Here is a 4848-nt window from a genome sequence, read left to right as displayed (position 1 = left end):
ACCGGTCCTGCCAGGGCAGGTCGTCGAACGTCCGCCAATACCTGCTGTGCACCCGCACTGACGCCCGCCCGCAGACCCGACAGCAGGCTTGGGCTGCCGTGGTTCGGGCGGTGATCAGCAACCCGGACGTGTCCAGCGTCAGACCATCGATGTGCAGGCCGTCCGGGACCGACGGCAACGACGGGTTCGAGATCGGCATCGCACTGCCCTCGGGCCAACATGCGAATCAACATCCAAACCACCGCTCAGCACCGAAAGTGCGGAAGAACCACGTTCCAACGCTTTTTGACACCGATGATTGGTTCGACAACCAGAGCGGGACCGCTGATCAGCAGGAGGGCGACGAGGGTGTGGTGCATCCCGAAGCGACAGCTCATTCGCGGTTTCCAGCAACCGGATTATGCAGAAGTGTCCGCCTGAGTTGGCCCATCGCTTGCGACACCCCAACGGTTCCGTCTAACCAATCTCACCAGCCGGCATCCACTGGCAAACGCCGCGAGGAGCTTTCTTCGTTCAAGCGATGGCGAGACGACGGTAGGTTTCAACGAACGCTTCGGCCGCCTCGCGGGTCATATCAGTCACAACAAGCCCCGGAGCGTGGACCGTCCAATGCCCGTCCCTGCCCTCTGAAATGTTGATTTCGGCCATAACGCCCCTCTCAGTAGCCGAGGAGCAAACTGGTTATGACCTGACAGTTCCCTGAACGAGCCGGATCAGTGCCGATGGCGTAGGGGGAAGTGAGGGTCGTAGGTCTCGTTGCCTGCGCCGACCGAGGCTTTCTTCACCTGACGCTGCTTGGGGAAATGGGGATCGTAGAGATCCTGCGGGGTATCGCGCTGTTTGGGCTTCACCGCCTGTTCGTTGACGTATCCGGTAGCTGTGCTCATGGCTTACAATCCAACATTGTCCGGCGGACCGTATAGGCCGGCATCCGTTGAGAGGCTGTTGCTCGTCGGCCATAGATTCGTGCCGAAACGTTATGAGCTCGCCTGGCGGAGCGCCGCGTGGGCTTTCTTTTGGCTTGGAGCGCGGTATGGTCACTGCAATTTTTAACTTCCCCTGACGTTTTGCAAGGATGCGCCGCAGGAATGCTCACACGGCGGAACTGAGCGTGGAGTGGGTAAGATCCCGTTCGGTCTTGATTATCCAGCCGCTCGCCCGTGTCCCGGCGAACGACGCCGCCATCGATAAGCCGCTTGAACGGGCTGGCCTTACCGCCCGAAAGCGACCGGCGATGCAAGACCGTGATGACTGCGCGCTGATCGCGGACTCGGCGTACCCTCGCGATCACGCCGACGTCGACCACCGTCTTGGCTGCATGACAGGGCTTGCACAGGACCTGACAGTTCCCGAGCGACGCATCCTCGGTCAAGGCTGCTGGCACGAGGTGGTCATAGTGGAAGCGCCCAACTTGCAGGGTACACGGGCAGCGGCTGCCGTCGGTCAACATACACCCTCGCCGGATTCGACGGCTGTCCCGAGAGCACGAGCGGTGGCATCAAAAAGGGAACGCACGATTGGGATGAGGCTGTGACGCCACGGCGGATTTATGCGGGTCAAGCATCAGCCGCCTGTACAGTAAATTCCCAGATCTGCGGCCCCATATCTGACCAAGGTTGTCCCGACAAATCAGCCTTATTAGAACGAGCAAGCCCACGATTGGGAAGCTGGATGCGACAATTCGGGGATTGAAGCCTGCAGCTAGTGCGGCCTGGCTGGTTCCAGCTGCTGCGGGGGTAGCCCCTCATCAGCGAAGTGCGTCACGGCAACTTCCGCTCACGAAACCGGATACCGGCCCCGCCTCCGTTCTCGGGGATGAACTCCAGTCCGGCAGACTCGAAAACGTGCCGTAGCAATTCAAGCGTGGAGCGCTTGCCATCGCCGTTCTCAGCCCGATTGAGGGTGTTGCGATGGAGACCAGTCTTTTCGGCGATCATTGGGTTGGACCAGCCGAGGGCAGCCTTTGCCATCCGGATTTGCTCAACGGTAATCACAGCGTTCGGTTGATCGTCTGCGTCCATGTGCTATCAGCATCATTAGTGGGTTGACAGCACAAATCGGCTGCCTCATAGTGTGCTGGTAGCACAGCAACGAGGCAACCGTCGATGTTCCTTCGCCAGATCTCCTGGAACGCCGCACTACGCAACGTTCGCGACGACCGCGCCAAGATCCTGGCTGGCCTGCTTGCCGCCAAAGCCTCCATCAACATGACCGTCCGCTACGACCGTCACCCGCTGGTCATCGCGGGCGAGTTCGACCTGTCTGCCATCATGCGGGCGGCAACCAAGGCCGCTCACCTCCACCAGGCCCGGTTCGGCTGCTCCTGGGCTAACGCCATGTCGGTGGCGCTCAAAGCCGCCTGGGGCGCCGCCAAGCTCGCCCGTCACATGGCCACACACTGAGGGGAGGGGGCCATGAACCACGCACTCCCCCTCGTCCTACGCTCGCCAACCCAGCGTCTCGCCCACGCTCGGGAGGATCACGCGACCTGTCTCGTCCTGGCCGCCGCGTACCGCGTCCGCCTCATCCGCGCCGACGGCGATCCCGCAGACCTACGCCAGCGCCACACGTGGGCCATCGGCCACGCACGGACGCTCCGTAAGCGGTTCCCCGGCGTTCTGAGCGCCTCGCAGGCCTAACCGGCCTCCGACCAAAGCACCGGCCGCCTTTGACCTACCGCCACGAGCCCCATTCGGAGCTCGAACGATGACCTATGCTCGCATCCCCGATTTCAGCCAGTCCGTAGCAGGCTGTGGGACATGGCGGCCGGCTCGATCCGCTCAGCACGCCGACGCGACAACTCGACCTGGCACGGGCAGCGAACCCGCACCCAGCTTCTCGTCCCCGAATTCAGCAGCGAGGCAAACCATGGCTCAGAAGAGATCGCGCATTCGCGCGGATAACCCCGAACGCCCAACAGTGGCGTCATTAGCCCTTCAAGTGAAGCTCGTCGCCCGTGAGGACGACGCAGAGTTGAGGGGCCTGATCGAACGCTATGAGCAACTCCTGTGTGATTGGGAGGGGCTAACCAACCGGGCGCTCAAAGCGCTCGCCGTCCGGCCGAACCCTCACGATGAGCGTGGCGATGCCGTACGTCGCTCTTGAGGACGTCGGCACGACGAAGCGCCGATCGTTATCGGGGCGCCGCCGGCTCGAGGTTTGGGAGAAGACTGCCGGCACCTGCATCCTGTGTGATCGACGGATCGACGGCGTGCGCGAGCGATGGATCGTCGAACACATCCGGGCCCTCGAGCTCGGTGGGATGGATGACATCGACAACATGGGCCCCGCGCATGAGGCTTGCGGTCGAGAAAAGACGCGTGATGATCACGCCCGGACCGCCGAGGCGAAGCGCCAGAAGATCCGCCATTTGGGCGCCACCGTCGTCGCTCGGCCGATGCCGGGTTCGCGGGCAGGCCCCCTCAAGCGAAAGGTCAACGGCACCGTGGTCCGTCGCGACGCTGCCGCTCGCATTCCCAGCCATGCTGAGCTGGAACCGGAGCAGGGAAGGGCTGCGAGCCTTGATCCAAGCCGGTTGTCAGTGGATGCCGGGGCCAAACCGAAGAATCGGCTTTGTCATCGGCCCATGACTTCCGCTAAAGAGAACGAGGCAAGAACGGTAAATCAGATGTCGCATCGACCGAGGCCGGCGAGAAGTAGACCGACAGCGGATGCAGCTGCATCAGACGAGGTGATGCCGGTGATCCCGATCCATCTCGCCTTCCTGTTTGCCGAGCGTCCGCTTCTACCAGGAGAGGACGAAGAGCAATACGACGCGCTCCAGAGCAGCCTTGTTCAGCAGATCAAACCGGCCGATGCTATTGAGGTAATCTGGGTCAAAGATATTCTCGATCTCATTTGGGAGGCCAAACGGTTGCGCCGCTGGCGCCGAGATATTCTGGTTCAAGCTCGCCTGGAAGCAGTCGAAGACCTAATTCTCCCAGTCATCAATAGTATACATCCGTTAATTCGGAATAGCGCTACGGATCCGACACCCGGTTCACTTGCAGCAGGCTGGGTGACGGGAAATGAAACTCAAGAACAGGAGGTTAACAGAATGCTTTCGGCTCGCGGCCTCACGTCTTCTGACGTTGCAGCACGCAGTTTTCTGGTGAACTTACATGCAATTGAGCGCATTGATCGTCTATCGTCGTTAGCCGATCAACGTCGTGACGCACTCTTACGTGAGATCGAGCGGAAGCGGACGAGCTTTGCGCAGCGCGCGCGCACGGCCGCGGACATCCTTGATGTCGAGCACACAGAGATTTTGTGAAGCTGCTTCAAGGTTGAGGCGACCATGACGTCTGAGCGCGCAACCCGTGCCAATCGCCGCAACGCTCAGGCCAGCACCGGCCCCCGCACACGGGCAGGTAAGGTCCGAGCCAGACAGAATGCCCGTAAGCACGGCCTTTCTGCGACGGACCCTAATCCTGCAATATCGCCGGAGATCGAACGTCTCGCTCAGCTGATTGCGGATGAATGTCACGCTGGTACAGCCGCTCTAGGAGCTGCTCGAGATGTTGCCGAGGCGCAGCTTCAGCTCCAACGGGTCCGGACATTCAAGACCGCGCTGCTACGAAACACCGCGCTGGCTCCTGGAAGCTGTACGGACGACGATGAGCGTCCGCCTGACGAGCTCCTTCTGGAACTCTTCCGGCAGCTTGAAAGTCTGGATCGGTACGAACGTCGAGCCATGTCGCGACGGAAACTCGCAGTCCGTCGGCTCAACGAGTTTTTTGCTTAAATGCGTGGTGACGGAATTCAATTCTTTAGAAAAATCGATCGAATTAGTCAATTATCCATATATAACGGAGTAAACGAGTGCCACATGCAGCTATATAATATTAC

7 protein-coding genes and 1 pseudogene are annotated in these 4848 nt (G+C 60.6%); 3 read left to right on the top strand and 5 right to left on the bottom strand.

From position 1 onward, the window contains the following. From FV242_RS32715 to FV242_RS32705, 5 genes and pseudogenes are all read right to left on the bottom strand, one after another. A pseudogene (locus tag FV242_RS32715) lies at positions 1 to 178 on the bottom strand (ISL3 family transposase); the annotation flags it as partial. Between the two features lie 335 nt (positions 179 to 513). Then, positions 514 to 648 carry a hypothetical protein gene (locus FV242_RS36235; RefSeq protein WP_281407136.1) on the bottom strand — a complete coding sequence of 45 codons (135 nt, stop codon included), beginning with the start codon at positions 646 to 648 and terminating at the stop codon, positions 514 to 516. Positions 649 to 713: 65 nt separating this feature from the next. Next, on the bottom strand, positions 714 to 887 hold the full coding sequence (locus FV242_RS35080) for a hypothetical protein (protein ID WP_187278668.1): 174 nt from the start codon (positions 885 to 887) through the stop codon (positions 714 to 716). After that, a complete protein-coding gene (locus FV242_RS36430) occupies positions 884 to 1450 on the bottom strand; it encodes an HNH endonuclease (RefSeq protein WP_147941841.1) in 567 nt (188 codons plus the stop codon). Before FV242_RS36430 ends, FV242_RS35080 begins: the two co-directional genes overlap by 4 nt. 310 nt (positions 1451 to 1760) lie before the next feature. Beyond that, positions 1761 to 2021 carry a helix-turn-helix transcriptional regulator gene (locus tag FV242_RS32705; RefSeq protein WP_246692997.1) on the bottom strand — a complete coding sequence of 87 codons (261 nt, stop codon included), beginning with the start codon at positions 2019 to 2021 and terminating at the stop codon, positions 1761 to 1763. A gap of 84 nt (positions 2022 to 2105) precedes the next feature. On the opposite strand from FV242_RS32705, the gene FV242_RS32700 reads away from it, so the two are divergent. The 3 genes from FV242_RS32700 (at position 2106) to FV242_RS32685 (ending at position 4273) form a co-directional block, all read left to right on the top strand. After that, positions 2106 to 2402: a hypothetical protein gene (locus FV242_RS32700; RefSeq protein ID WP_147941840.1), complete on the top strand. Its 297-nt coding sequence runs from the start codon at positions 2106 to 2108 to the stop codon at positions 2400 to 2402. Between the two features lie 12 nt (positions 2403 to 2414). Next, positions 2415 to 2639, top strand: a complete 225-nt coding sequence (locus FV242_RS32695; RefSeq protein ID WP_147941839.1) for a hypothetical protein — start codon at positions 2415 to 2417, stop codon at positions 2637 to 2639. Between the two features lie 434 nt (positions 2640 to 3073). Next, positions 3074 to 4273, top strand: coding sequence for an HNH endonuclease signature motif containing protein (locus FV242_RS32685; protein WP_147941837.1), 1200 nt, complete (start codon positions 3074 to 3076; stop codon positions 4271 to 4273). Positions 4274 to 4848 lie beyond the last annotated feature (575 nt).

It is taken from the genome of Methylobacterium sp. WL64 (genome assembly GCF_008039945.1).
Taxonomy (GTDB): domain Bacteria; phylum Pseudomonadota; class Alphaproteobacteria; order Rhizobiales; family Beijerinckiaceae; genus Methylobacterium.
This window is presented reverse-complemented; position numbering and strand designations above follow the sequence as displayed.

Bases quoted from the DNA above. Each gene is read 5' to 3' on its own strand.
- FV242_RS36430 (WP_147941841.1), bottom strand. From the start codon at position 1,450: ATGTTGACCGACGGCAGCCGCTGCCCGTGTACCCTGCAAGTTGGGCGC.
- FV242_RS32700 (WP_147941840.1), top strand. From the start codon at position 2,106: ATGTTCCTTCGCCAGATCTCCTGGAACGCCGCACTACGCAACGTTCGC.
- FV242_RS36235 (WP_281407136.1), bottom strand. From the start codon at position 648: ATGGCCGAAATCAACATTTCAGAGGGCAGGGACGGGCATTGGACGGTC.
- FV242_RS32695 (WP_147941839.1), top strand. From the start codon at position 2,415: ATGAACCACGCACTCCCCCTCGTCCTACGCTCGCCAACCCAGCGTCTC.
- FV242_RS32705 (WP_246692997.1), bottom strand. From the start codon at position 2,021: ATGGACGCAGACGATCAACCGAACGCTGTGATTACCGTTGAGCAAATC.
- FV242_RS35080 (WP_187278668.1), bottom strand. From the start codon at position 887: ATGAGCACAGCTACCGGATACGTCAACGAACAGGCGGTGAAGCCCAAA.
- FV242_RS32685 (WP_147941837.1), top strand. From the start codon at position 3,074: ATGAGCGTGGCGATGCCGTACGTCGCTCTTGAGGACGTCGGCACGACG.